Below are 23282 nucleotides of genomic sequence, written 5' to 3' on the forward strand. Positions count from 1 at the left end.
GTTTCTCACTGTTAAGATTGGGCGTGAATAAAAGAGCTTGCTCCTTGGGAACAAAATCACGCGAAATCGTAATAAAATTACAAATGAATAAGCAGTAATAACAGCAATATAGCAGCGTTTAAAATGTTTTTGTGTAAAACTATTGTGAATTCCCGTAAAAAACGGATGAAAACGTATGCATTCACCCGTTTTTTAACAAATTATCAGCAATATTTTTGTAACCTACTTACAAATAGAGATTATTTAATAATTTTCCCCACTAAATCTTCAGCTTCCTGAATGAGTTCTTGTAAATGATTTTCACCGTTAAAGCTCTCAGCGTAGATTTTATAAATTTGTTCTGTACCTGAAGGTCTTGCTGCAAACCAGCCATTCTTTGTCGAAACCTTCACACCGCCGATCGCAGCATTGTTACCCGGTGCCTGAGTCTGTATCGAAAGGATAGGTTCTCCCGCAAGGGTATCGTTGGTTATTACAGATACGTCCATTGCTGACAGCTTTTTCTTTTCTTCTAGCGAGGCAGCAACATCAACCCGAAGGTAGTACGGGGAGCCGAATTTTTGTGTAAGCTCATTATAATGCTCGCCGGGATCTTTGCCCGTGACTGCAAGAATCTCCGCGGCTAAAAGACACAGAATAAAACCGTCTTTGTCCGTGGCCCAGGTATTGCCGTCTCTTTGCAGGAAAATACCGCCAGCACTTTCTTCACCCGCAAAGCCAATGTCACAATCTGCCAAACCTTGAACAAACCATTTAAAGCCCACAGGCATTTCAGCAATTTCACGCTCTAACGACATGGCGACGCGATCAATCATGGAACTGGAAACGAGGGTTTTGCCTACTTTGAGTTTTTGTGACCACTCGGGGCGATGTTGATAAAGGTAATTTATCACCACGGCTAAATAATGGTTTGGATTCATTAAGCCGGAACTTTTGCACACGATACCATGACGATCAAAGTCAGGATCATTACCCCACGCGAGGTCGAATTTGTCCTTTAGCTCAATAAGACCCGCCATGGCGTAGGCCGAAGAACAATCCATGCGCAGTTTGCCGTCTTTATCTCTGCGCATAAATCCAAACTGTGGATCAACCCGCTCATTGACCACAGTAATATTGAGATTGTATTTTTCAGCGATTCTATCCCAGTACCCAACCCCTGCACCGCCAAGAGGATCCGTGCCCAGCGTCAGGTTAGCACCTGCAATCGCTTCCATATCAATTACCTGGTCGAGGTCATCAATATAAGCTTCCATAAAATCATCTTCTTTTACCAAATCGCTATCCATCGCCTGGCGCAAATGTATTCGCTTTACATCTTTATTTCCGCCCGCGATTAACAGATTGGCGCGCTCTTCGATAACTTTCGTTACATCGCTGTCGGCAGGGCCTCCATGCGGCGGGTTATACTTAAAGCCACCGTCTGCGGGAGGATTGTGCGAAGGGGTAATCACAATACCATCAGCAAATTCTTCCTTTCTATCGCGATTATAACGAATAATAGTTCGGGAAATTACCGGGGTGGGTGTATAGCCGCGGCTGGCGTTGTCGCTACGTTGGATGACTACGTTGATGTTATTGGCAACCAGTACCTCAATAGCCGTTAACATTGCAGGCTCGGATAACGCATGAGTATCTTTACCAATAAAAATAGGGCCGGTGATTTGTTGATGTGTTCGATATTCAGCTAATGCCTGGCAAATTGCCGCGATATGCGTATCTGTAAAGGTTACAGACATGGCTGTGCCACGGTGCCCGGAAGTGCCAAAGCTCACAGCCTCACTTGCCTCTTTCGGATCGGGCACATACGCATAATATTGACTGACCAGTTGCGCAACGTTAATCAGCTGTTCCGGCGCGGCAGGTTTACCTGCCTGTGGATGTAATGCCATGTGATGTCCTTCTACGTGTTTTTAATTTGAAATTCGTTTCATTTACGCCAGCAGCGCGGCCCATGGATGCTTAATCGAATTTAGCCACCACTGCGCGGGTAATGTCTTCGTCATACCCAAGAATTTGCAAGACATGCTCCAACATAGCGACTTTTTTCGCTGTGTTATTATTGGTTACTACCCAATACGGGCTGTCGGGAATTGCTTTGGGATTTGTGCTGCTACCGTTTTCCAGTAACTCCTCTTTTGAGGTTGCAAAATAAGTACGATTTTTTCCCTTAATCTGTTCAACCTTGGCAAAAGCATCGGGATGCAGATGATGCAATTCAGAAAGAATGAAAACAAACTGATCCACCCTTTTGGTGTAGGCGGCCAGGGCTTTATCAGTAAGGCGTGCAAGAATATCGCCTTTACCATGCACCACCGACGGCGCGGCTTCATCCGAAGGCGGTGGAGCCGATGGCTTTTTCGCTTGCGACGTTTTGGCTGGGGTTGCTGGTATATCTGTTCGTGCGCTACCCACAGCGCCAGAATTCTGAACTTTCTTCGCTGGTGCCGGTGTTTCCGGCATTAATAGCCGTCTAAGAATATCTGACGCACTTTCACCAATATGCTTGGTCTGGCTGGCGATAAAACCATATAAATCTTCATCAATATCAATTCTTTTCATAAAATGCTTCCTTAGTTAACTGCGCCATTATAATCAACCCCTCACGCTATCGCAGCACTTAATCAGGGCAATTTTAACGCCTTTATCTTTGTTTTGGGCAATAGAGGGTGAGCTAACTATACTTACGTATCAATCAAATTATCTATCAGTCTTCGCGACTTGGTAACATGCTTAATGACCAAAGTCGAATTCAATCCAAGGCTTACTATGAAAGCAGAGTTTCACAGTGCCATAAATGCACTAAGCCAACATATCATTGGTAAACCCGAACAAATAAAACTGGCAATCACCTGTCTGCTAGCCAACGGCCATTTATTAATTGAAGATCTGCCAGGTATGGGGAAAACAACACTGTCGCATGCCTTGGCCAGTGTATTTGGTCTGGAGTTTTCCCGCATTCAGTTTACCTCCGATTTACTACCCGCAGATATGCTGGGGGTCAATATCTTTAATGCGCAGAAACAAGCGTTTCAATTTCAGCCAGGGCCAGTATTTAATCAGTTGGTGCTGGCTGATGAGATAAACCGCGCCAGTCCCAAAACCCAGAGCGCCTTATTAGAAGCTATGGAAGAACAACAAGTTAGTATTGATGGTGTAACTTATGCCCTGCCCACTCCGTTTTTTGTCATTGGTACGCAGAATCCCAGTCATCAGGCGGGAACCTACCCACTGCCAGAATCGCAGTTAGATCGGTTTCTAATGCGAATTTCTTTAGGGTATCCTTCCTGGGAGGCGGAAAAAGCTATGTTGAACGCCGGTAGCCAGCGCAATCATTCTAGTCTTGAGACTGTGGTTGCTAAAGAAACGCTCCTAGATATGCAGCAACAGGTCTCACAGCTTCATTGTAGTGATGCTGTTATTAACTATATTCTTCGACTGGTAAATTTGAGCCGGGATGACAGCACTTACCCTCACCCCCTTTCGCCCCGTGCGTCCAAAGCACTAATGCAGGCCGCTAAAGCATGGGCATTTCTACATGATAGACGTTATGTCGTTCCCGAAGATGTGCAAGCTACATTTACTGCAGTTGCCGAGCATCGTTTGCGTCCAACCGCTGACGCATACCACAATGAAGGGATCCTCAGTGACCAGCTACTGGAAAGCGTAGACCCTCTTGCTGCGTGACAGGAAAGCTACATGCAGTTAATTGCTAAACACTGGCGGCAACGGCTGTTGCAATGGCTGGACAAGCGTATTCCCGCCAGTCAACAGCATCAGCTTGATCTGCGTTCTATTTTTATCTTTCCCGGCTGGTTTGGCCTCGGGTATCTGGTGATGTGCATCTGCCTGTTTGTATTAGGTACCAACTATCAGAACAATCTCATGCTTTTCCTATGTTACTTTTTGCTTGCGCTTTTTCTGTTGAACCTGTTTTCCAGCTATTTAAACTTCGCTCGTATTCAAATAAAAGCTGAAACTGTTACGCCGGTTTTTGCTGGTGATATTGCCGTTATCTGCCTACGAATAACAACTGACAACGAGCCGTCTGCGCATGGGTTATTGCATGCTAGCTGGTGGCAAGAAAAAAGCAGGATCACGATAGATCTGGATACAGATTTGCCGCATATTGTTCTGCCTTTCGCGACTCAGCAGCGAGGTGTAATCCCCCTTCCCCGCATTACCTGTTACACCGAATATCCGTTGGGGTTATATAAATGCTGGACCCATCTCGATTTTTCACAGACCTTAAACATCTATCCAGCGCCGGTGCCTTGCGCAATTGACCTGCAACATAACCAGGCTGACACTGGGAATATCGCCACTGAACATGCAGGCCATGATGATTTCAATGGCCTGAAAAATTATCAAGCGGGGGAGCCTTTACACAGAGTAGCCTGGAAAAATGTAGCAAAAGGAGGTGATTGGGTAAGTAAGTCGTTTAGTGAACAACAATCTGCAACGGGTTATCTCGTACTCCCGTCTACCTATACTGATTTAGAAACCGAGCTGGGTAAGCTGGCTTATCAGGTAATTAAACTCACTGATAAAAAAATTGAATTCGGTATGCAACTGCAGAACATTGAAATACCTGTTGCAAAAGGAGAGCGACATAAGCACCAATGTTTAACTGCTCTCGCCCAGTTTAATAGGCAGGAAAAAGTAAAATGACAGCGGGCCGCCTTCCCATTGCCGGACACCGTGCGAGCTTGATCATTGCGCTGTTTTTTGCAGCTGTCAGTCTCGGCCTTTTTTCATCATTGATGCTCTGGGTGTTGTTACTTATGCTATGCGCGGTCATGGTGCGTATTTCTCTGTACATCGGCAAATATCGGCACGCGCCGAAAAGCCTCACTGTTAACCTGTTAGCAGTACTTTGTGCAATCACCCTCGCCTGGTTTACGCCCCAATTAGGTTTGCTCCTCGCTATGGTCAATTTATTGGTAATGGCCTGCGCGCTGAAATTGATGCTGTTAACGCGACGCAGAGACTTTTTACATTTATTCGGGTGTGGGCTTTTCCTCATTGGATGCGGGTATATCTTTAATCAGTCTGTTTTCAGCGCTGCCTTTCATTTGCTTTTACTGCTGGTCTGTCTTGTTGCGTTGTCTGCCGTCTATGCTCCCGGGCAAGCCTTACCCCGTCAAATCAGAAGTTTAACTGTTGTTTCAGTTCAGGCTATTCCTATTGCCTTGCTGCTTTTCCTCATTATTCCCCAGTTGCCTCCACTCTGGAAAATGCCAACCGGCAGTTCCACCACTTCCGGGCTAACCGAAAAAGTGACTCCTGGCGATATCGCCAAACTCACCTTATCTACTGACTTAGTTTTCAATGCCACTTTTACAGGTGCAGTTCCTGATAAAAATGAACGCTACTGGAGAGCCATTACACTTGAACATTTCGACGGCAAAAGCTGGCAGGTAAGTGAACTGCGCAAACAAACACGCAAGCAGTACCAGTCTTCAGGCGCTGAATTTTCGCCGGAAGTCGTTGGTGCTGCATACCATTATCAGGTAATAGCTGAACCTACCGGTGAGACATGGCTTTACGCAATTGATGTTGCCTTAGCGAACAATTTTAGTAGCAGAGATTACATCTGGCAGAGCGCCGACTATCAGCTTATTGCATCGCAACCGCTGAGAAGCAAATGGGCGTACGATGTCTCTTCCTACCCCGCTACACCGTTAAACCAGTCATTGCTTAGTGTAGACCGTCGCATCAATCTGCAATTACCTCAATCGGGAAATCCGCGAACGGCGCAATGGGTAAAACAGTTGCGACAGACATTTTCTGACGATAGTCGTTTTATTAATGCCATTATGGCGCACTTTGCACAACCGGTTTTCCGCTATACGTTAACGCCTACGCCTATGCCTTTGAATCCTGTAGATGCATTTCTCTTTGACCATCAGGCAGGTTTTTGCTCGCACTACGCGAGTGCCATGGCTTATGCTTTAAGGCTTGCAGGGATCCCCGCAAGAATGGTAACAGGTTACCAGGGCGGCGAAACATTAGCGGCCAATGTTCTTAGTGTACATCAGTACGATGCCCACGCTTGGGTAGAAGCGATGCTAGGTGAACAAGGCTGGGTACGTTTTGATCCCACCAGCGTGGTAGCACCTGCCCGCTTGCAATTTGGCTTACAGGAAGCCATTGAAGAATCAGGTGAACTATTAGATAACAACCCGTTTTCCGGATTAAGACAGTTACCGGTGCTGGCGAACCTACGTCATCTGTTTGCCAATATGGATTACTTGTGGAGCCGCTGGGTTCTGGGGTTCAACGCTAACATGCAGCAAAACTTATTAACGCTGATTTTGGGCAAAATAACGCCGCTTCGCCTCACCGTTTTGTTTCTCGCTATTATGGCCGTCATTGCGGGGCTACTCGCACTCTACTTCCTCCCCAAGTGGCGCAGAAATCCACCTCCTGAACATTTCGCAATTTACCATAAAGGAGTGACGCTTGTAGCTCGTTTTTCTGGTATACCCAGAATGCATCTTGCTCCCCGCCAGTATATGGAAAAAGTGCGGCCTTGTTTGCCTCTACCTGCGGCAATGCAATTTAGCAGCTTAACTCAGAAATTCGAGATTATTGAGTATCATCCGGCTACCGGCGACAGAGTCAGTAAGGAAATGATCCGGATGAAAGTAACGCTACGGTTACTGAAAAAATCGCTACAACAGAATAAAAGATAACTTTTACAATAGGTATTACACCCGGGCAATCTTAACCAGTCGTCGTGTTTATCGTTATAACAGCTGGGGCGTAAGTGTGTGTTCCTGATAGCATTCCACATGACTAATTTGCGCAACAGGAAAAAGCCGCTTAGCTCGACTTGCCACTCGAGGTACAAGACGTGGAGATAACCAGATTTCTGCCATTAGGAAAGGTCCCGCCAGCAGGCAAATACATCTTGGAGAACACTGTATGGTGGTAATCATTTTTGCCGGTAGTATTACGCATCTGTCCAATCGCAACACAGAGGAGACCGTTGGCCGGACGATAACTATCGCGCTTCCTTTCAATGATGTGGACACCAGCATCCCGTTAATTACCCCCGAACGCCCCCATACCAGATAGCAAATTACAGCTAATGTAAGTGGCAACATAAAAAAATTGAAGAAGATGAAATAGACCTCGGACATAAGTAGTAGGGACAAGACATAACTGACACTACTTTAAATGCTGTGGCCCAATTTACAAGATCAGGTTTCGGACAGTTTTTACTGAAATGAAAGGATTAACGGAAAAAATATAAAAAATCCCCTGTCATCAAAAATGGCAGGGGATCCTTTATAAAGCGGCTAGCGCAAACGAAATTATTTCTTCGCTTTACGCGCTTTAGCTTCTTCGATTACTTTTTCAGCAACGTTTGCTGGCGTTGGAGAGTAGTGACTGAACTCCATAGAGAACTGACCACGACCTGACGTCATCGTACGCAATTGACCAATGTAACCGAACATCTCAGAAAGCGGTACGTCAGCTTTAACGCGAACACCTGTGGCGCCAGCTTCCTGATCTTTGATCATACCGCGACGACGGTTCAAATCACCAATTACATCACCAACGTGATCATCTGGCGTAAACACGTCCACTTTCATCACTGGCTCAAGTAACTGAGGACCAGCTTTAGGCATTGACTGACGGAATGCACCTTTGGCTGCAATTTCAAACGCGATAGCCGAAGAGTCAACGGCGTGGAAGCCACCATCGTAAAGTTCAACTTCAACGTCCAGTACCGGATATCCTGCCACCGGGCCTTCGCCCATCATGCCTTTAAAGCCTTTTTCAATTGCTGGGAAGAATTCCTTCGGAACGTTACCGCCCACAACCGTTGACTTAAAGGTGAAACCAGAGTTTTGCTCGCCAGGTCTGATGCGGTAATCAATTTTACCAAACTGACCAGAACCACCAGATTGTTTCTTATGCGTGTAGCTATCTTCAATTTCTTTGGTGATAGTTTCACGATAAGCAACCTGAGGCTGCCCCACGACCAGCTCAACACCATAAGTACGTTTCAGGATATCGACTTTGATATCCAAGTGAAGTTCGCCCATCCCTTTAAGAATAGTTTCACCAGAATCTTCATCAGTTTCAACCTGGAAAGATGGATCTTCTGCAACCATTTTACCAATAGCTACGCCCATTTTTTCAGTTGAACCTTTATCCTTTGGCGCAACAGCAATCGAGATTACTGGCTCTGGGAAAATCATTGGCTCAAGTGTACATTCATGGTCTGGATCGCACAGCGTGTGACCAGTCTGAACGTTCTTCATACCTACGATAGCAAGAATGTCACCGGCATGAGCACCCGCTAATTCTGTACGATCATTTGCATGCATTTCAACCATTCGGCCGATACGTTCAGTTTTGCCCGTAGCAGAGTTTAAGATGGTATCGCCTTTCTTCAACTTACCGGAGTAAATACGAATAAAGGTAAGCGCACCGAAACGGTCGTCCATGATTTTAAATGCTAAAGCACGGAACGGCTCATCTACTGATACTTTCGCTACTTCACCAGTAGGTTCACCGGTTTCAGGATCAGTCAGATCCTGCGGATCAACTTCTGTCGGGCTTGGCAGATAATCAACAACTGCGTCCAGTACGTTCTGTACGCCTTTATTCTTATATGCTGAACCACAATAGGTTGGGAAGAAGGTAAGATCCCGCGTACCTTTACGGATACAACGCTTAATGTCAGCAATAGAAGGTTCTTCACCATCCATATACGCCATCATCAAATCGTCATCTATCTCAACAGCACTTTCAATTAACTGTTCGCGATACTGAGCTACTTTCTCTTTCATGTCTTCTGGGACATCTTGAATTTCGTAGTTTTCTGGCAAGCCAGAATCGTCCCAAACGTAGGCTTTTTGTTCAAGTACATCAACAACGCCGACGAAGTCATCTTCAATACCGATTGGCAATGTCATAACCAGTGGGTTAGCGCCCAGAACTTTCTTAACCTGTCCAACTACACGGTAAAAATCTGCACCCATACGGTCCAGTTTATTTACGAAGATGATACGGGCAACTTCTGAATCGTTAGCATAACGCCAGTTAGTTTCAGATTGTGGTTCAACACCGCCAGAGCCACAAAATACGCCGATACCACCATCAAGTACTTTTAGTGAACGATACACTTCGATAGTAAAGTCAACGTGTCCCGGAGTATCGATAACATTTAGGCGATGATCTTTCCAGAAACAGGTAGTCGCAGCTGACTGAATGGTAATACCTCGCTCAGCTTCCTGTTCCATAAAATCTGTGGTTGTCGAACCGTCATGGGTATCACCACTTTTGTGGATTCTACCGGTTAGCTTCAAAATACGTTCTGTAGTGGTAGTCTTACCCGCGTCTACGTGGGCGAAAATACCAATGTTTCTGTAATGAGATAAGTCTGCCATTAGTTCACTTTCGTTGGTTCAGAGTAAAAAAACGGCGGGATTATAAAGGATTTTGGTATCACTTTTACACCTTTTTCCGCAGAAAGTATAAAACTTACGCAGCGGATCCGCGCCACCATTTATTTTTTTATATATAATTCAATCAATTAAGCAATAGAATGAAATTATTGTCTAATCACAGTTACCGTGATTTCATCCCTATCATGGTAAAGATGCCTGTGATTCAGGTTAAAATTACCACTGATATTTTGTAATCGCTTTTGCAAGCCATCTATTGCTGTCGTTACGGTTTCATAGCGACGTTTCATGGGCAGCTTCAAATTAAAAATTGCATGCTCCGCCCAGCCTTTTACCAGCCAGTCACCCATTAATTTAGCTACCCTCTCAGGTTGCTCTATCATATCACATACCAGCAAATCTACACGGCCAAATTGTGGACGATAAGTGAATCCGTCTGCGGCGAAATGTTCAACCTGGCCGGAAGCCATTAGCGCATCATCAATGCTGCCATTGTCCACAGCTTCAACAAATTGCCCGCGCTGAACCAGTTGATAGGTCCATCCGCCCGGACACGCGCCCAAATCCACAGCCCTTCCGCCAGCTCTAAACACCGATTGTTGCTGCGCCGCAGTCAGCATAGTAAGAATGGCTTCTTCTAATTTTAACGTTGATCGGCTAGGCGCAGATGAGGGAAATTTTAACCTGCAGATCCCATTGGCAAACTCCGAACGGCAATCGGGATAACTATAACCAACTAAAGCTTTATCAGTCCGACAAAAAAAAACGTGGACCGCCCGCAATTCAGGCTTTTCTTTAAATGTCAGTAAGCGATGCTTTCGTAATGATTGACGTAGAGGCACAGCAAATTTGCGGCAAAACTTCGCCAGGTCCTTTCCTTCTTCAGTATCGGCATGTTCGACGAAAAGCAGGCCGTTCTGCCAGTGATCGCTGCGAAAGGACGCCACCGCTTCAACAATAGGAGATATGCGATCAGCGGTATCCAAATCTTCTAATTCAGCAACTGCTACAATCAATTGTCGCGCAAAGATGGTGCTGGATACACGTAATTCAAGCCCAAGTCGATCAGCATCGGTATGATTTTGTACTTTAAAATTTATAAATCCCTGCCCGGAATCAAAAGTACAATAGCCGTAAATACCTAAAATTGCTGCTCGCTCAGTTATCTCCTGAGCGGTGTCAGCTTCGTAGCCGGGACGGCAATAGGCGAGAATGCTAGTCATTGCCACTTCCTTGAATTGCTGCGGCAACCACACCCATCCATCCGGCCATTAAAAATAAACCACCCAGAGGAGTGATAGGTCCTAAAAACTTCATATCTGCAATAGCCAATAAATATAAGCTCCCGCTAAAAAGCAGAGTGCCTGCAACAAACGCCCACCCTGCAATGGTTACCGTGCGGGGACGAAAATGTGGCGCGAGTGCGACCAAAAGTAATAGCGCCAGCGAATGATACATTTGGTACCGCACTCCAATTTCGAACGTTTGAAGCGCCCCAGCATCAAGTATCTGTTTTAAACCATGAGAGCCAAACGCGCCAAGCACGACAGCCAGAAGCGCGCCACTCGCCCCGATAAGTATAAAATGTTTCATTTTTTGCACCATGAAAGAATGAATTCAGCAGTCAAATCTGCCGCTTGCTCTAAGTGTTGCTGATGAGTAAAGCCACTGGCTTTTCTTGGCTTTAGACTGTGATCGCCGTCCGTCAAAAAATTAACAGAAACTGCGGGCGATAAGTCGTATTTTTTGCATTCCTCTTGCGAACCGAATGTATCACGACTGCCCTGAATAATTTTTACCGGCTTCGTCAAAGTTTCCAGATGAGCCGTCCGTAACTTTTCAGGTTTACCGGGAGGATGAAAAGGATAGCCAAACACCACAGCACCTTCAGTCGTAGTGTTTCCCAATATCGTAGTAGCAATACGCCCACCCATAGATTTACCACCCAGAAAAACAGGTAGCATTGGGAATTCTCGCTTCATTTGCTCGCACAAAGCAACAAAGTGCGCCTGAAGCTTCTCACTGCTATCGGGAGGGCGACGCTTTCCCGTGTCAGTCATCTGTTGCATGTAAGGGAAGTCGAACCGAATCACCGCAATGCGTCGCGCTACAAGTAAGGATGCTATTTCCTCAATAAAAGCCGAAGATTTTCCAGCTCCGGCACCGTGCGCCAACAGCAAAAGCGCCTGTGACGCTTCAGCGTCCTCTCGGATATAGCTAAACATCGTCCTGCTCTTCCTCGACCAGCGCCAGGATCCACTCTCTGAATGCAGCAATTTTTCCTAAATCCGCTTGCGACTGATCACACACCAGATAAAAAGCATCACGACTTTCTACTTTATCGGGAAAAGGAATAATCAGCCTTCCCGCATCTAACTCCGGACGAGCCAAAATCGTATTTCCCAATGCTATACCCTGACCCAAAGCTGCGGCTTGTAAGACTAACATCGAATGACTGAATACCGGCCCCTGATTCACATTCACGCCGTGCACGCCCACTTGTTTTAGCCAGTCCTTCCACGCTGAGCGGCTGGAATCGTGCAACAGCACATGATGCTTTAAATCGTTCAGGCTTAAAAGAGGCTTTGGGCCATTAAACAACAACGGCGAACATAACGGAGTCAGGAACTCGGTATGCAGTTTATCTGCCTGAACGCCGGACCAGCGGCCCTTTCCGTAGTAAATAGCTACGTCTACATCGTCTTGTAAAAAGCCTTCATCGTAATCAACGGCTTTAATGCGTACATCAATGTCAGGATGAGCATTACTGAATTTACTAATTCTGGGAACTAGCCACTGACTGGCAAAACTCGGCGGCATGGCCACCGTAATTGCGCCTTTACTGCCTCTGGCCAGCAAACGTTCCGTGGCATCCTGAAGACTTTTGAAGATATCCTTAAGTTCGAGAAAATAAGCCTGTCCTTCTTCTGTAAGCAGCAATGTTCGATTGCGGCGAATAAAGAGCTTCATGGATAAGAAATCTTCCAGCGCCTTAATTTGATGACTCACCGCGGCCTGAGTAACAAACAATTCGTCGGCTGCACGGGTAAAACTAAGGTGTCGCGCCGCGGCTTCAAAGGCTTTGAGCGCATTTAATGGTGGCAGCCGTCGTTGCATAACCTATCAAAATCCCGATTGAAATCGATTCGAATTTTACATTAGTTTTCCTAATGAAGATACCCTACTTTTACTCGTTTTATCTTTTACGCTAATTTGCTTATTATTTATCCGCACCCTAAAAACATCTTTTTTAATCAGATGCTTACGGATGCAAAATGTTAACGCGATTAACAAGCTTTAAACGTATTTTAAATTAAATTAATTAGGTGTGATATGAATAAATTTCTTTTTTCTACTATTTTTGCAGTGGTAGCCACCACTGGCTCTGTTCACGCAGCTGAACAACCTCTTAGTACCGACCCGCTTGCTAACTTATCAGCAACCGCCCACGCTCACCTTAAGGAGCAAATTGCAAAACCTGAGATTTTCTTTAATGAAAGCATCCAGGCACAAGCACTCACTACGCTGGCAGAAGAAAGCCAAAAAGTGCTGGGAAAAGGCTTACTGGTACTGAATAAAAACGCTGATCAGAAAGCCGAAGCACTTTCACGCAGCGAATAATTACTCTACACACCTGATTCGCATGCTGGCGGCATCGCCGCCAGCATTCGTCTCCAGATGAGTTTTACATATTGCTGGTATCCAGCGCATCAAAACCCTTCACCAGTTCATCCAGCGCTTTCATCTGTGCTAAATAGGGTTCGAGCTTTGCCAATGGCAATGCACAAGGACCATCACACTTTGCTTCGTCTGGATTCGGATGAGCTTCAATAAATAAACCTGCAAGGCCTAACGCCATACCGCTTCTGGCTAGTTGTGCAGCCTGAGCTCGCCGTCCATCAGCGGAAGTTGCCCTGCCTCCTGGCATTTGTAACGCGTGAGTGGCATCGAAAATAACCGGGGCATAGGCTTTCATCGCGTCCATTCCCAGCATATCTACCACTAAATTATTGTAGCCAAAGCAGCTGCCGCGTTCGCATAGGATAACCTTGTCGTTTCCCGCTTCGCCAAGCTTGCCAATGATATGGCGCATCTCATGGGGCGCCAGAAACTGCGGCTTCTTCACATTGATCACCGCGCCGGTTTTTGCCATGGCAACTACCAAATCTGTCTGACGAGCAAGAAAAGCAGGCAGTTGGATAATATCTACAACCTCTGCTACTGGCGCGGCTTGATGAGGCTCGTGTACGTCTGTAACCAACGGGATATTGAACGTGCTCTTAATCTCGCTGAAAATCTTCAATCCTTCTTCCATTCCCGGACCACGATAGGAAGATACGGAAGAGCGATTAGCTTTATCAAACGATGCTTTAAAGACATAAGGAATGCCTAACTTTTCAGTGACTTCGACATAGTGTTCAGCGATGCGCATTGCCAGATCACGAGATTCCAGCACGTTCATTCCGCCAAACAACACAAAGGGTAATTCGTTCCCTACTGAAATATTACCGACCGATAATACTTGTTGCGATACACTCATAAAATCTTACCTATTGGTTCAGAAAAACAAAGGTTGTTTGGTGAAAGCTACATGCGCTGTAGAAGCCAGCACTACCAGTGCAGCAATAAAACACAGCCACCGACCCTGTGCTGTTTTTGCTTTTTTTAGCGCAAACAATCCCAATACAATATACAGCACCACACCAATTAATTTAAATGTCAGCCAGCCGGTGACCAGTGGGTACTGAGAAAGGAGAAAACATAACCAGATTGCGCTGGCCAATAAAACAGTATCAATAATGTGGGGAACAACTTTTGCCCATTTTTTTTGCAATATAGCAGGGTTAAATTGCGCCCACATAAAACGCAGCACGAATAAAAATATGCTGAGCCCTACGGCCGTCAGGTGGAGGTGTTTGGCCATCATATACATAGTGACTTCCTAGTTGTTGTTATTTTCTTGTTCTTCAAGATCGGGCAGCAGCTTTTGTACCGCCAGAAAACTATCAAAATTTTGCAGAAGATAGTCCACAAGTTGTGGATCGAAATGACTACCACGTTCGGTGCGTAGCGTAGCGGCCACTTGGTCGGCTGGCCAGGCTTCTTTATAAGGGCGCTTATTCAGTAACGCATCAAAGACATCAACCAACGCTGCAATACGACTTTCTAACGCTATTTCCTCCTCTTTCAGCCCCTCCGGGTAGCCGCTACCGTCCCAGCGTTCATGATGTTGTTTAGCCAGAATTGCTGCCAGTTGGATCGTAGGACGGTCGGAATCTTTTAATATTTGGTATCCAAACTCAGCATGCTGGCGAATATCAAAAATTTCTTCTGCTGTGAGTGGAGCCGTTTTACGAAACACATACGAAGAAACATGAGAATTGCCTACATCATGCAGGGGGATAGCAAGACGCAACGTGGTGATTTGGCTTTCGTCCATCTGAATACCGCGGGCCAAAATTTCAGACATGGCAACCATACGTGCAATATGTTGACTGTTTTTGACATCGCTTTCCATAGCTTTACCAAGGCGTTCAATAATTTCTCTTTGCGTACATTCAATTTCGTTATTCAAAAGGAGATTTTCAAAAGCTATCTGCACATTGTCAGAAAACAGCTTCACCAGTCGCTTATCAGTTTCGCCAATGCGCCTGGGCAACCCTGACAGATAGAGCAGTGAACCATTGTGAGCCTTACTGTTGCAGTACGCTACAAGATGATCTTCTGCGTAAACGATAGTCTTCTCTTGTAGTGCTTGCTTACATAGCCGAAATTCCTCATCAGAAACTGCCTCTTTTAGTTTAACGCCCTCTTTATCTGCATATTCGCCATTTCCCGCAAACACGTACAATTCCGCGGGATCGAGTTGATGAATGGGTTGTGGCGCAGCAACGGCAGTGGTGATATAGGCAGCATCTTGAGAACAGCCCAGAATTGATGCTAATTGTTGAATGATCCCCTGCATAAACTTTTCCAGCGATCGCGTAGAAAAGAGATCAGCCGAAGCATCTATAATTTTTTCTAAACCAGCGCGATTTTCTTCTATTACAATAATGTCGCGATAGGAACGCAGCGCTGCAATAATGACAGTAAACAGCTTCTGCGCTGTCAGTTCCGTTTTGGATTTGTAATCATTAATATCATAATTAATGATTACATCTTTTTCGGGGGCCTGGCCGGGTTGGCCGGTACGCAAAATGATACGGGTAAAGTGGTTATCTAAATCATTTCTGACATAATCAGCTACTTGCAAACCTGCATCGTCTGTTTCCATGACGACATCCAGCAACACCACGGCTATATCGTTATTTTCCCGAAACATCTTTTTGGCTTCGGCGCCGCTATAGGCACTGATAAACACCAAGCGTTTATCATTAAGCACAAAATCGCTTAGGGCAAGTTTAGTGACAGCGTGAACTTCGGGTTCATCATCAACAATGAGTACTTTCCAATACCCTAATTCCTCGATCTCGACCTCTTCAACTTCATCCACAAATAGTAAGTCGTCGTTCATGCTAACTTATCCTGTTATCACTACACAGAAACAGCATACTTTAAGAATAATTATTAGCAAGTTCGCCATAATCCCATGGTGATACGATCGTGTCCGCTTCCGTCCTTGACCGTAGTTACCTGATGAAAACCTCGTTGGTTGAAAAAGGTATGTACCGCTTGCCCTTGCTGATAGCCATGTTCTAACAAAAGCCAACCTTGATGATGAAGCCAGTCTGGCGCCTGCTCAATAATTATCTTAATATCCTTTAAACCATCAGGACCGGAAGTAAGCGCCGATTTGGGTTCAAAACGGACGTCCCCTTCTTGTAAAAAGGCGCTCGTTTCCTCCACGTACGGTGGATTGCTGACAATCATGTCAAAACGTTTATCTGAAAGGGCTGAAAACCATTCGCTGTGAACAAAGCAGACATGTTCAAGCTTGTTGCGCTTAGCGTTTTCCTTAGCCAGCGAAACGGCAGCGGGAACAACATCAACGCCCGTTATGAGCGCATCAGGCCGCTCGGTGGCGATAGCTAATGCAACAGCCCCTGTTCCGGTGCCCAAATCACAGACGGTCGGGCGGCTTGAGGGCAGCCGCGCCAACGCCAGTTCAACCAGCAATTCTGTTTCCGGTCGAGGGATCAGTGTGGCTGGATTTACTGCAAGAGACAACGACCAGAAGTCCCGCTCGCCCGAAATATACGCAATCGGTTCGCCCTTCTGCCGGCGCTCGATAAAAGCACAAAAGGTGCGCCACTGCGCATCTGTTAAAATGGCCTCAGGCCAGGTAAACAAATACGTCAGCGATTGGTTTATGCTACGTGCCAGTAAAATACGGGCATCCAGAAGCGGCGATTCACCTTGCGCAAGCTCGGCTTTCGCCCACTGAAGCGCCTCGGTGACCGTTTTAGTCATCGGCAAGTGAAGCTAACAAATCAGCTTGATGCTCCTGACGAATAGGCTCAAGTAAAGCGTTTAAATCCCCTTCCACTACCTCGTCCAGACGGTATAGAGTGAGATTGATGCGATGATCTGTCACCCGGCCCTGAGGAAAATTATAGGTTCGGATACGTTCTGAACGGTCACCACTTCCTACCAGATTGCGCCGGGTTGTGGCCTCTTCCGCAGCACGTTTTTCTTCTTCAATACGATTTAAACGCGCCTGCAGTACCGACATCGCTTTTGCACGATTTTTATGCTGTGAACGTTCGTCCTGACATTCAACTACCAGGCCAGTGGGAATATGGGTAATTCGTATCGCCGAATCGGTTTTGTTTACGTGTTGGCCGCCCGCGCCAGAAGCACGAAAGGTGTCGATACGTAAGTCGCCCGCGTTAATTTCAATAGCCTCTGATTCTGGCACTTCAGGTAAAACAGCAACGGTACAGGCTGAAGTATGAATTCTTCCCTGAGATTCAGTTTCGGGCACCCGCTGAACACGATGACCGCCTGACTCGAACTTCAGTACGCCATATGCGCCGTCGCCGGAAACATTGGCAATGACTTCTTTGAATCCGCCATGTTCACCTTCGTTGGCACTTACCACTTCTACTCGCCAGCGCTGCGTCTCGGCGTAACGGCTGTACATACGGAATAAATCGCCAGCAAAAATAGCGGCTTCATCACCGCCAGCTCCTGCGCGAATTTCCAAAAAGCAATTATGATCGTCATTGGGATCGCGCGGTAGCAGCAATAGCTGCAATTCATTTTCCAACCGTTCCAGCTCTGCTTTGGCAGCCTTTATTTCTTCTTGCGCCATTTCACGCATTTCCGCATCATCTTCTTCAAGCATTTCCTGCGCAGAGGCAAGATTATTCTCGGCGCGCTGATAAGCATTAAAACCGGCGACAACATCTTCTAGCTGGCTATATTCTTTGGATAGATTGCGAAACTTATCCTGGTTTCCGATGACCGCAGGATCGCCAAGCAGTGCTTGTAATTCCTCAAAACGCTCAACCAGATTTTCGAGCTTCCTGACAACCGATTCTTTCATAAATGTTTATTTACCTTATTCGTCTTGCTGACTGTTATCATCAAGATCCAGAGCCTGCCCCAGCCATTGGGTCAGTGCCGCGTTATTTTCCGCCGCTGCTTCACGCAGGACGCGAGTGGGGCCATGCATCAGAGCATTCGTGAGCTTATAAGCCAATTCATCGATAACATCATCGGCAGTTTTGCCATCTGCCAATTGATTTTTGGCCCGCTCAACCCATTCATCTCTTTGCTGCATCCCTTTGTGCCGGTATTGTCGTACCAGATTAATTGAGCGTTGCGCCTGCTTCCAGTTCAGATAAACGTCTACCTGATCCTGAATGATCTTTTCTGCTTCCTGAGCGGCCATTTCTCTTGAAGCCAAATTTTGCTCAACAATGTGCTGTAAATCATCAACGGTATATAAGTAAGCGTCGCCCAGCTCATTAACCTGTGCTTCAATATCTCGTGGTACCGCTAAATCCACCAAAAACATAGGTAAGTTACGGCGCTGACGCAAGGCTTCTTCTACCATCCCTTTTCCTATTAAGGGTAGCTGACTTGCAGTAGAACTGATGACGATATCAAAATCTTTCAAGTGCTCGGGAAGTTGCGACAGAGTAAGTACATCTGCATCAAGTTTTTCTGCTAAGGCCTGAGCTCGAGCAACCGTACGATTGGCAACCGCTAAACGACCCACGCCCTGTTCTTTCAGATGCTGAGCGACCAGTTCTATGGTTTCACCCGCCCCCACTAAAAGAACGGATCGCTTGGGAAGTGCTGAAAAGATATGCTTGGCCAACTGCACGGCCGCATAAGCAACAGAAACAGCATTGGCACCAATTTCTGTCTCGCTGCGCACCCGCTTGGCAACAGAAAAAGTATGCTGAAACAGTTTTTCGAATTGCGTGCTCACTGTGCCAGAATGTTTAGCGTCACTGTAGGCTTGTTTTATTTGCCCTAATATCTGCGGTTCACCCAGAATCAAAGAGTCTAAACCGCTGGCTACACGCATTATGTGGCGTACCGCCTCGCTTTGCTCCAGCATATAGCTGTTTTGCCGTATGAGAGCGATATCCAGGCGGTGAAAATCCGCCAGCCATTTGAGCAGCTGTTCCGATTCTTCCTGCTCTCCGTTGACGTAGATTTCAGTTCGATTACAGGTAGATACAATTACCGATTCATCCACGCCGTCTAATTTTTTCAGCGACGCCAGAGCCGCCACCAGCGAATCCGGTGTGAAAGCCACCTTTTCTCGTAGTGCAACTGGTGCTGTTTTATGATTAATTCCGACGGCAGTTAGGGTCATTAAGTTTCATGTGGCGACTTCGGAGCGGCATTGTACGAAAAAGCCAAAATGATTGAAAGTGTTGCTGAATATGTGTTCCTATATATGCTGATAAATTTGAATAAGATGTTAGCCCACTTATGCAGCTAAGATGGATTTTTCTCACTTTAGGATTGCTGCTGCTTTCAGCTTGCTCGACTCTGCCCTCTGGCCCTGACACCGCAGTGAATTTGCCTGCGCAATTACAAGCACTTGAACGGGTTACACATTGGAAGGCGCAGGGAAAAATCGCGTTTCGAGATAGTACTCAAGCTCTTAGTGCTAACTTAATATGGCGCACGCAACAGCCTGAATTTCATTTCCGCATGACAAACTTACTTGGAATAACGTTGGTTGATTTACAGGTAACCGAGCAGCTCTCGACGTTGAAAAGTAACGATAAAACCTATACAGATACCGATCCTGCAGAATTGATCAGTCGCACAACCGGCTGGGAGATTCCGGTTGCCCAGTTGCTTAATTGGATGAAAGGCCTGCCGGGAAAAGGGGATAAATATTCCTTTACCGAACAAGGGCTGGTGGATAGGTTGACGCCAAATTGCGCAGATTGCACTAACTGGCAGGTTAATTATGACAACTATGGTGATGTTGAAGGAGTCTGGTTGCCGCATTCCCTTACTCTCACTCAAACCGATAATCCCGACACTTTTATAAAAATACGTATCGATAGATGGACACTGAACTGAAATTTCCTCACCACCAGTGGTGGCCCAGCCCGGCTAAATTGAATTTGTTTTTGCATATTCTCGGGCGTTATGAAAACGGTTATCACCAGCTACAAACACTTTTTCAGATGCTGGATACGGGTGATCGTCTACACTTTTCTATTAATAATTCGGGAAAGGTTTTACTTGCTACGGCTATCCCTGGCGTCGCCCACAAAGACAATCTCATTGTGCGTGCTGCAAAGCTGCTACAACAACAGGGGCAATGGTGTAGTCACGGCGTTACCATCCATTTAGATAAACAGCTTCCCATGGGCGGCGGAATTGGTGGCGGTTCATCTAATGCTGCCACGACATTGGTGGCGTTGAATGACTTGTGGCAGTGTGGATTAGATGAAAACGAACTGGCCACCCTCGGCCTGCAACTTGGCGCAGATGTTCCCATTTTTATCAGAGGGCAAACCGCCTTCGCGGGCGGTGTTGGGGAAGAGATTTCTCCCGTTTCGCTGCCAACGCGGTGGTATCTTGTGGTTAATCCGGGAATACATATTAGTACAGCGGACGTCTTCCGCGAGCCGAACCTGCCACGGAATACGCTGCCGATGGAATGGAAAGATTATTCCTTTGCTGACTCGCATAACGATTGTCAGCAAATTGTCTGCGATCGCTATCCGGAAGTTGCAAAATTATTACAGTGGTTGGTACACTACGCACCGTCGCGAATGACGGGCACGGGAGCGTGTGTGTTCGCCACCTTTTCTGATGAAAAATTAGCCAGGCAAGTGCAATCTTTTGTGCCCGCGCCATGGAAAAGTTTTTTGGCAAAAGGTGTCAACCAGTCGCCTCTAAAACAAAAACTATATGAAGTGAACGCCACATCAGACACTAATTAGTTTATTGGGGTATAGCCAAGTTGGTAAGGCAGCGGGTTTTGATCCCGCGATTCGTTGGTTCGAGTCCAGCTACCCCAGCCACCTCTTTTATCAATGCACTGAGGAAACACTTGTGCCAGATATGAAGCTCTTTGCAGGTAATGCTGTACCAGAACTTGCCCAGAAAGTCGCCGAACGGCTTTATACCAAGCTTGGAAACGCCAGTGTCGGCCGCTTCAGTGACGGTGAAATTTGCGTAGAAATTCATGAAAACGTCCGTGGTTCGGACGTTTTTATTATCCAGTCGACATGCGCTCCTACCAACGATAATCTGATGGAGCTAATTGTAATGATAGACGCTCTGCGCCGTGCCTCTGCAGGACGCATAACCGCTGTCATTCCCTATTTCGGCTATGCCCGTCAGGATCGGCGGGTACGCTCAGCACGGGTGCCCATTACCGCAAAGGTAGTGGCTGATTTTCTATCTAACGTAGGCGTCGATCGCGTTCTTACCATTGACCTGCACGCGGAACAGATCCAGGGCTTTTTTGATGTTCCTGTCGATAATGCCTTCGGTACACCCATTCTGCTGGCAGATATGATGCAACGGGATTTTGTGGATCCTGTAGTCGTTTCACCGGATATTGGCGGTGTTGTTCGCGCGCGGGCAACGGCTAAGTTAATGAACGACACTGACTTAGCAATTATCGACAAGCGCCGCCCTAAAGCCAACGTTGCTCAGGTAATGAACATCATTGGTGACGTAAAAGGCCGTGATTGTATTATTGTGGATGACATGATTGATACTGGCGGCACCCTGGCGAAAGCGGCTGAAGCACTAAAAGCCCATGGCGCGCGTAAAGTATACGCTTATGCGACTCACGCCATCTTCTCTGGGAATGCGGCTAATATCCTGAAGAATTCGGTCATTGATGAAATTATTGTCACTGACAGCATTCCGCTAAGTGAGGAAATGAAGACGATTGATAAAGTCAAACAGCTGACCCTTTCAGAAATGCTGGCCGAAACCATCCGCCGTATCAGTAACGAAGAATCTATTTCGGCTATGTTTGAATATTAGTCATAGTTATGGCACTGCAGTCCTCTACGCGGTGCCGCCTCTTCGTAGTTCATAAGCCGTTCAGTTTCTTTCTTGCATTATTATTCCACCAGTATTTCGACCTTTTTCCGAAAGGATTATAAAGAATGATGACACGTATGATGCTTACCGCGGTGCTAGGCGGCTATTGCGTAACCGGCTGTGCACAGCAGGAGCGACACCAAGTTTCTGCTGAACAGTCCCAGCAAAATACACTCGTTGAGGTAAAAAAGGAAAATACAGTGAAGAAAACCAGCAGCATGAAAGGGACAATTGTTTACAAGAGCATGGAAGGCGGCTTTTATGCATTTATCAGTGATTCTGGTGAACATTTTACGCTGCAAGGATTAACTGCAGAATATCGTAAAAATGGACTGAAAGTCGCAGTTAAAGGCATACCGTTAAAAGATGTAATGACGTTTACGCAATTTGGTACTGTATTTAAAGTAAGTGAAATAACGGTACTTGATGACTCCCAAGTTAAACCTATCAATCAGGTCCGGTAAGATTGCGGTGATATTTGCAGTTGTTTTGTCGTCCTGTACTTAGATTACGAGCTCAAGATACAGACATTACGCTGTATGAAAATACCACTGCGCCAATTGCCCCTGTCCACTTTCCCTTCAATGACACAGTTCTAAATTAGAGTTTTCCCGTTGTCCCGATACCTTCCGCTATCCGACGCCCGATGGGAATTTGAATATAACCAAGAAAAATCCTGAGTACAGGTATTTTTTTTAAAGTCTAGGTTTCAGAGATTCTTGTGATGGAACACCAAGTATGGTTTGGCAAGCGCTGGATTTAAACCCGCCTAGCGCTTGTATACATGTAAGCCTATTGAGCAGCGAAAAATCAGGCTATTCCAACATTCGCTTAAGGACAACGAAGACTGTTAAAGGGGCTCAAACCATGGCTGTTGATGTAAAAAATCAGTCAATGCTGTGCGGAATGCTTTAGCTCTGGCAGATATAGTTTTTTGATAAGGCCATACCAGATAAAGCTTTCTGGCAGGCCCTTGCCACTCAGGCAGCACATGTGTCAATTCACGCTTTTCTATAGCCTCATACACCATGCTCAAGGGTAATAACGCGATACCTGCCCCCGCTTTAGCAAGATTGAAATTTACATTCATATCATTGCAAAAATGCGTATGAGTTTTCAGCACCTTAAACTGAACTGTCTCATCGTTTATATTTTGAAGAGTCCAGTCACTGAAAATATCAGCTGCAATTGTTTTTGAAAAAATCAGTTCCTGGGGTGTTTGAGGAAAGCTTTCTTCGTCACGAATATTTCCCACAAGTATGGGAGTAATACTACCAAGGCCGGTTTGAATGAGTGAAGAATCTTCCTGTTGCCCTGAACATAAAGCAATATCAGAACAGGGCGGGATTCTACTTCGCACAT

At 46.1% G+C, this 23282-nt stretch carries 23 protein-coding genes and 1 tRNA gene; 10 read left to right on the forward strand and 14 right to left on the reverse strand.

Annotated elements, in window-relative coordinates; translation table 11 throughout:
• Positions 1–239: 239 nt before the first annotated feature.
• A complete protein-coding gene (gene pgm / locus CA267_RS02110) occupies positions 240–1892 on the reverse strand; it encodes a phosphoglucomutase (alpha-D-glucose-1,6-bisphosphate-dependent) (protein WP_075609004.1) in 1653 nt (550 codons plus the stop codon).
• A 70-nt stretch (positions 1893–1962) separates the two neighbouring features.
• Positions 1963–2562 (reverse strand): replication initiation negative regulator SeqA, encoded by a 600-nt coding sequence (gene seqA / locus CA267_RS02115; RefSeq protein ID WP_075609003.1) that lies wholly within the window; start codon positions 2560–2562, stop codon positions 1963–1965.
• A 207-nt stretch (positions 2563–2769) separates the two neighbouring features.
• Here seqA and CA267_RS02120 point away from each other — a divergent pair, with 207 nt between their 5' ends.
• From CA267_RS02120 to CA267_RS02135, 4 genes are all read left to right on the forward strand, one after another.
• Entirely contained in the window at positions 2770–3687 is a 918-nt protein-coding gene (locus CA267_RS02120; RefSeq protein WP_075609002.1) for an AAA family ATPase, read from the forward strand.
• Positions 3688–3699: 12 nt separating this feature from the next.
• Positions 3700–4671: a DUF58 domain-containing protein gene (locus CA267_RS02125; protein WP_075609001.1), complete on the forward strand. Its 972-nt coding sequence runs from the start codon at positions 3700–3702 to the stop codon at positions 4669–4671.
• Positions 4668–6698, forward strand: coding sequence for a transglutaminase family protein (locus CA267_RS02130; protein WP_075609000.1), 2031 nt, complete (start codon positions 4668–4670; stop codon positions 6696–6698). Before CA267_RS02125 ends, CA267_RS02130 begins: the two co-directional genes overlap by 4 nt.
• A 232-nt stretch (positions 6699–6930) precedes the next feature.
• Entirely contained in the window at positions 6931–7083 is a 153-nt protein-coding gene (locus tag CA267_RS02135) for a hypothetical protein (protein WP_170669005.1), read from the forward strand.
• A 239-nt stretch (positions 7084–7322) separates the two neighbouring features.
• Here the strand turns inward: CA267_RS02135 and fusA are convergent, their stop codons facing one another.
• The 5 genes from fusA to CA267_RS02160 all read right to left on the reverse strand — a co-directional run bounded on the left by fusA (position 7323) and on the right by CA267_RS02160 (position 12545).
• The gene (gene fusA / locus CA267_RS02140; protein ID WP_075608999.1) at positions 7323–9410 is read right to left on the reverse strand and encodes an elongation factor G; all 2088 of its coding nucleotides are present in this window, start codon (positions 9408–9410) and stop codon (positions 7323–7325) included.
• A 164-nt stretch (positions 9411–9574) separates the two neighbouring features.
• Positions 9575–10651 (reverse strand): 23S rRNA (cytidine(2498)-2'-O)-methyltransferase RlmM, encoded by a 1077-nt coding sequence (gene rlmM / locus CA267_RS02145; protein ID WP_075608998.1) that lies wholly within the window; start codon positions 10649–10651, stop codon positions 9575–9577.
• Positions 10644–11021, reverse strand: a complete 378-nt coding sequence (locus tag CA267_RS02150) for a DUF423 domain-containing protein (RefSeq protein WP_075610032.1) — start codon at positions 11019–11021, stop codon at positions 10644–10646. The genes rlmM and CA267_RS02150 overlap by 8 nt, the downstream gene beginning before the upstream one ends.
• A complete protein-coding gene (locus CA267_RS02155; RefSeq protein WP_075608997.1) occupies positions 11018–11653 on the reverse strand; it encodes an alpha/beta fold hydrolase in 636 nt (211 codons plus the stop codon). Before CA267_RS02155 ends, CA267_RS02150 begins: the two co-directional genes overlap by 4 nt.
• Positions 11646–12545: a transcriptional regulator GcvA gene (locus CA267_RS02160; protein WP_075608996.1), complete on the reverse strand. Its 900-nt coding sequence runs from the start codon at positions 12543–12545 to the stop codon at positions 11646–11648. The genes CA267_RS02155 and CA267_RS02160 overlap by 8 nt, the downstream gene beginning before the upstream one ends.
• Positions 12546–12761: 216 nt before the next feature.
• Here CA267_RS02160 and CA267_RS02165 point away from each other — a divergent pair, with 216 nt between their 5' ends.
• A complete protein-coding gene (locus CA267_RS02165; protein ID WP_075608995.1) occupies positions 12762–13049 on the forward strand; it encodes a hypothetical protein in 288 nt (95 codons plus the stop codon).
• Between the two features lie 64 nt (positions 13050–13113).
• Here CA267_RS02165 and kdsA read toward each other — a convergent pair whose 3' ends face one another.
• From kdsA to hemA, 6 genes are read right to left on the reverse strand one after another with little or no spacing between them, the layout of a single operon-like run.
• Complete coding sequence (kdsA, locus tag CA267_RS02170; RefSeq protein WP_075608994.1) at positions 13114–13968, reverse strand: 3-deoxy-8-phosphooctulonate synthase; 855 nt, start codon at positions 13966–13968, stop codon at positions 13114–13116.
• Between the two features lie 18 nt (positions 13969–13986).
• On the reverse strand, positions 13987–14355 hold the full coding sequence (locus tag CA267_RS02175; RefSeq protein ID WP_408609404.1) for a SirB2 family protein: 369 nt from the start codon (positions 14353–14355) through the stop codon (positions 13987–13989).
• 15 nt (positions 14356–14370) lie between these two features.
• The gene (locus CA267_RS02180) at positions 14371–15942 is read right to left on the reverse strand and encodes a DUF3369 domain-containing protein (protein ID WP_075608992.1); all 1572 of its coding nucleotides are present in this window, start codon (positions 15940–15942) and stop codon (positions 14371–14373) included.
• Between the two features lie 53 nt (positions 15943–15995).
• Positions 15996–16838 carry a peptide chain release factor N(5)-glutamine methyltransferase gene (gene prmC, locus CA267_RS02185; RefSeq protein WP_075608991.1) on the reverse strand — a complete coding sequence of 281 codons (843 nt, stop codon included), beginning with the start codon at positions 16836–16838 and terminating at the stop codon, positions 15996–15998.
• Positions 16831–17916, reverse strand: a complete 1086-nt coding sequence (gene prfA, locus CA267_RS02190; protein WP_075608990.1) for a peptide chain release factor 1 — start codon at positions 17914–17916, stop codon at positions 16831–16833. Before prfA ends, prmC begins: the two co-directional genes overlap by 8 nt.
• 15 nt (positions 17917–17931) lie before the next feature.
• Complete coding sequence (hemA, locus tag CA267_RS02195; RefSeq protein ID WP_075608989.1) at positions 17932–19203, reverse strand: glutamyl-tRNA reductase; 1272 nt, start codon at positions 19201–19203, stop codon at positions 17932–17934.
• A 119-nt stretch (positions 19204–19322) separates the two neighbouring features.
• Here hemA and lolB point away from each other — a divergent pair, with 119 nt between their 5' ends.
• The 5 genes from lolB (at position 19323) to CA267_RS02220 (ending at position 22384) form a co-directional block, all read left to right on the forward strand.
• Positions 19323–19928 carry a lipoprotein insertase outer membrane protein LolB gene (lolB, locus tag CA267_RS02200; RefSeq protein WP_075608988.1) on the forward strand — a complete coding sequence of 202 codons (606 nt, stop codon included), beginning with the start codon at positions 19323–19325 and terminating at the stop codon, positions 19926–19928.
• Positions 19913–20800, forward strand: coding sequence for a 4-(cytidine 5'-diphospho)-2-C-methyl-D-erythritol kinase (gene ispE / locus CA267_RS02205; protein WP_075608987.1), 888 nt, complete (start codon positions 19913–19915; stop codon positions 20798–20800). Before lolB ends, ispE begins: the two co-directional genes overlap by 16 nt.
• A 5-nt stretch (positions 20801–20805) precedes the next feature.
• Positions 20806–20881 (forward strand) — tRNA-Gln (locus CA267_RS02210).
• A gap of 31 nt (positions 20882–20912) precedes the next feature.
• Positions 20913–21860 carry a ribose-phosphate pyrophosphokinase gene (locus CA267_RS02215; RefSeq protein ID WP_075608986.1) on the forward strand — a complete coding sequence of 316 codons (948 nt, stop codon included), beginning with the start codon at positions 20913–20915 and terminating at the stop codon, positions 21858–21860.
• 125 nt (positions 21861–21985) lie between these two features.
• Positions 21986–22384 carry a hypothetical protein gene (locus CA267_RS02220; protein WP_083638388.1) on the forward strand — a complete coding sequence of 133 codons (399 nt, stop codon included), beginning with the start codon at positions 21986–21988 and terminating at the stop codon, positions 22382–22384.
• Between the two features lie 386 nt (positions 22385–22770).
• Here CA267_RS02220 and CA267_RS02225 read toward each other — a convergent pair whose 3' ends face one another.
• Positions 22771–23280 (reverse strand): LysR substrate-binding domain-containing protein, encoded by a 510-nt coding sequence (locus tag CA267_RS02225; RefSeq protein WP_170669006.1) that lies wholly within the window; start codon positions 23278–23280, stop codon positions 22771–22773.
• Positions 23281–23282 lie beyond the last annotated feature (2 nt).

It is taken from the genome of Alteromonas pelagimontana (genome assembly GCF_002499975.2).
Classification (GTDB): Bacteria; Pseudomonadota; Gammaproteobacteria; order Enterobacterales; family Alteromonadaceae; genus Alteromonas; species Alteromonas pelagimontana.

Coding starts and splice junctions, on each gene's coding strand:
- fusA (WP_075608999.1), bottom strand. CDS start 9,410: ATGGCAGACTTATCTCATTACAGAAACATTGGTATTTTCGCCCACGTA.
- CA267_RS02130 (WP_075609000.1), top strand. CDS start 4,668: ATGACAGCGGGCCGCCTTCCCATTGCCGGACACCGTGCGAGCTTGATC.
- lolB (WP_075608988.1), top strand. CDS start 19,323: ATGCAGCTAAGATGGATTTTTCTCACTTTAGGATTGCTGCTGCTTTCA.
- CA267_RS02135 (WP_170669005.1), top strand. CDS start 6,931: ATGGTGGTAATCATTTTTGCCGGTAGTATTACGCATCTGTCCAATCGC.
- hemA (WP_075608989.1), bottom strand. CDS start 19,203: ATGACCCTAACTGCCGTCGGAATTAATCATAAAACAGCACCAGTTGCA.
- seqA (WP_075609003.1), bottom strand. CDS start 2,562: ATGAAAAGAATTGATATTGATGAAGATTTATATGGTTTTATCGCCAGC.
- pgm (WP_075609004.1), bottom strand. CDS start 1,892: ATGGCATTACATCCACAGGCAGGTAAACCTGCCGCGCCGGAACAGCTG.
- CA267_RS02125 (WP_075609001.1), top strand. CDS start 3,700: ATGCAGTTAATTGCTAAACACTGGCGGCAACGGCTGTTGCAATGGCTG.
- CA267_RS02175 (WP_408609404.1), bottom strand. CDS start 14,355: ATGATGGCCAAACACCTCCACCTGACGGCCGTAGGGCTCAGCATATTT.
- CA267_RS02155 (WP_075608997.1), bottom strand. CDS start 11,653: ATGTTTAGCTATATCCGAGAGGACGCTGAAGCGTCACAGGCGCTTTTG.
- prmC (WP_075608991.1), bottom strand. CDS start 16,838: ATGACTAAAACGGTCACCGAGGCGCTTCAGTGGGCGAAAGCCGAGCTT.
- kdsA (WP_075608994.1), bottom strand. CDS start 13,968: ATGAGTGTATCGCAACAAGTATTATCGGTCGGTAATATTTCAGTAGGG.
- CA267_RS02165 (WP_075608995.1), top strand. CDS start 12,762: ATGAATAAATTTCTTTTTTCTACTATTTTTGCAGTGGTAGCCACCACT.
- ispE (WP_075608987.1), top strand. CDS start 19,913: ATGGACACTGAACTGAAATTTCCTCACCACCAGTGGTGGCCCAGCCCG.
- CA267_RS02160 (WP_075608996.1), bottom strand. CDS start 12,545: ATGCAACGACGGCTGCCACCATTAAATGCGCTCAAAGCCTTTGAAGCC.
- CA267_RS02180 (WP_075608992.1), bottom strand. CDS start 15,942: ATGAACGACGACTTACTATTTGTGGATGAAGTTGAAGAGGTCGAGATC.
- CA267_RS02120 (WP_075609002.1), top strand. CDS start 2,770: ATGAAAGCAGAGTTTCACAGTGCCATAAATGCACTAAGCCAACATATC.
- rlmM (WP_075608998.1), bottom strand. CDS start 10,651: ATGACTAGCATTCTCGCCTATTGCCGTCCCGGCTACGAAGCTGACACC.
- prfA (WP_075608990.1), bottom strand. CDS start 17,916: ATGAAAGAATCGGTTGTCAGGAAGCTCGAAAATCTGGTTGAGCGTTTT.
- CA267_RS02220 (WP_083638388.1), top strand. CDS start 21,986: ATGATGACACGTATGATGCTTACCGCGGTGCTAGGCGGCTATTGCGTA.
- CA267_RS02150 (WP_075610032.1), bottom strand. CDS start 11,021: ATGAAACATTTTATACTTATCGGGGCGAGTGGCGCGCTTCTGGCTGTC.